The sequence below is a fragment of the Ornithinibacter sp. genome (assembly GCF_035443565.1).
Classification (GTDB): domain Bacteria; phylum Actinomycetota; class Actinomycetes; order Actinomycetales; family Dermatophilaceae; genus Fodinibacter.
In genome coordinates this window covers 1-2,334 of record NZ_DAORSO010000248.1, presented here as the reverse complement: position 1 = coordinate 2,334, position 2,334 = coordinate 1, and the positions used below count along the sequence as shown (strand labels likewise).

The 2,334-nt window shown below is 71.0% G+C and carries 2 protein-coding genes; both read right to left on the bottom strand.

Annotation, left to right across the window (positions count from 1 at the left end; translation table 11 throughout):
- The coding region (locus tag PLL68_RS14010) for an NUDIX hydrolase (protein ID WP_324535117.1) at window positions 1-365 on the bottom strand (365 nt) is incomplete at its 3' end.
- A gap of 37 nt (window positions 366-402) precedes the next feature.
- Window positions 403-2,334: RNA degradosome polyphosphate kinase (locus tag PLL68_RS14005; RefSeq protein WP_324535115.1), on the bottom strand; the 1,932-nt coding region annotated here is incomplete at its 5' end.

Here is a 2,334-nt window from a genome sequence, read left to right as displayed (position 1 = left end):
CGGGCGTAGTCCAACCGCGTGTGGGCGGCCGGCACGTCGAGCCAGACGACCTCGTCGATCTCGTTGACGAGGTGGCCGTCGCCGCCGGTGACCTGGGCGGTCCAGTAGCGCACGACCTTGTCGTCGGGGGTGCCGTCGCGGCCGAGCAGGGTGTAGCGGGCCTCGGGCAGCGGCGGCCCCAGGCGCACGACGAGCCCGGTCTCCTCGACGGTCTCGCGCACGGCCGCGACCGCCCAGTCCTCGCCCGGGTCGAGCTTGCCCTTGGCCCAGGACCAGTCGTCGTAACGAGGGCGGTGCACGAGGGCGACCTCGAGCTCACCGTCGCGCAGCCGCCACGGCAGGGTGCCCGCCGCGGGGATCCTCATCGGGCCGCCTCCGTGCGGCCAGCCCCCGGGTAGCCGGTCACCGTCGGCGGGCCTTGCGGCGCCGCTTGGCGTGCATCTCGATCATCGCGGTCTGCAGGTCGGTGAGCGGGGCGCCCTCGGCATCGAGGTGGTGGCGGATCCAGCGGCCGTCAGCCCCGAGCTTCCAGTGCATGTACTCGTCGCTCATGCCGCGCTTCATCAGCGCCTCGAGGTCGGCGAGGTGGCGCGGGTCGACCAGGTGCACCAGCGCCTCGACGCGTCGGTCGAGGTTGCGGTGCATCATGTCGGCGCTGCCGATGAGCGCCACCGTCTCGCCTCCGCCGCCGAACAGGAAGATGCGGGAGTGCTCGAGGAAGCGGCCCAGGATCGAGCGCACCTCGATGTTCTCGGACACGCCGGGGATGCCGGGGCGCAGGGCGCAGATGCCGCGAACCCACAGCTGGACGCGCACTCCGGCGCGCGAGGCCCCGTAGAGCGCGTCGATCAGCTGCTCGTCGACGATCGAGTTGACCTTCCAGGCGATCAGACCGCTGCCGGGCTCCCGCTCCTCGTTCGCGATCTCGGCGTCGATGAGGTCGATGAGCCCCGAGCGCACCGACCGGGGTGCCACGAGCAGGCGCTTGAACCGGCTGCGGGGGGCAACCCCCGAGAGCTGGTTGAACAGGCGGGTGAGGTCCTCGCCGACCTGCGGGTCGTCGGTGAGCAGCCCGAGGTCCTCGTAGAGGCGGGCCGTCTTGGGGTTGTAGTTGCCCGTTCCGACGTGGCAGTAGCGGCGCAGCCCCTCGGCCTCCTGGCGTACCACGAGGCAGAGCTTGGCGTGGGTCTTCAGGCCGACGATGCCGTAGACGACGTGCACGCCGGCGTGCTCGAGCTTGCGCGCCCAGGAGATGTTGTTCTCCTCGTCGAAGCGCGCCTTGATCTCGACGACGGCCAGCACCTGCTTGCCGGCCTCGGCGGCGTCGATGAGGGCGTCGATGATGGGGCTGTCACCGCTCGTGCGGTAGAGGGTCTGCTTGATGGCGAGCACCCGCGGGTCGGCCGCGGCCTGCTCGATGAAGGCCTGCACCGACGTCGAGAACGAGTCGTACGGGTGCTGGAGCAGCACGTCCTGCTTGCGGATCGAGGCGAAGATGTCGCGGGCCTTCGAGCTCTCGGTCGGCGCGAGGTCGGGGTTGGTGCGGGCCACGAACGGGTCGAAGTGCAGGTCGGAGCGCTCGAGGTCGGCGATGACGTTGAGGGCGCGCAGGTCCAGCGGGGCCGGGAGCCGGTACACCTCGGATGCCGCGACGCCGAGTTCGCGCACGAGCAGGTCCAGGACGTGGTCGTCCATGTCCTCCTCGACCTCGAGGCGCACCGGCGGGCCGAAGCGGCGCCGGGTCAGCTCACGCTCCAGGGCCGTCAGCAGGTTCTCGGCGTCGTCCTCCTCGACCTCGAGGTCCTCGTTGCGGGTGACCCGGAAGGTGAAGTGCTCACGGATCTCCATGCCGGGGAACAGGTGGTCCAGGTGGGCGGCGATGACGTCCTCGAGCGGGACGAACCTGGTGGCGTACATGTCGGCCAGCGGCGACTCGTCCGCGCCGTCGGCGACGCGCAGCATCCGGGGGAGCACGGGCGGCACCTTGACCCGGGCGAAGTGCTCCTTGCCGGTGCGCGGGTTGACCAGGACGACCGCGAGGTTCAGGGAGAGGCCGGAGATGTACGGGAACGGGTGCGCCGGGTCGACGGCGAGCGGGGTGAGCACCGGGAACACGCGGCTGGTGAACATCTGGCCGATGCGCTCGTGCTCCTCGGGCGACAGCTCGTCCCACCGCACGATCGTGATGCCCTCGGTCGCCAGGGCCGGGCGCACCTGGTCGCGGTACACGCGGGCCTGCATCGACATCAGCTCGGACGCGACGAGCGAGATCTGCTCGAGCACCTCGCGAGGTTCCAGACCGGATGCCGACCGCACGGCGATGCCGGTCGCGAT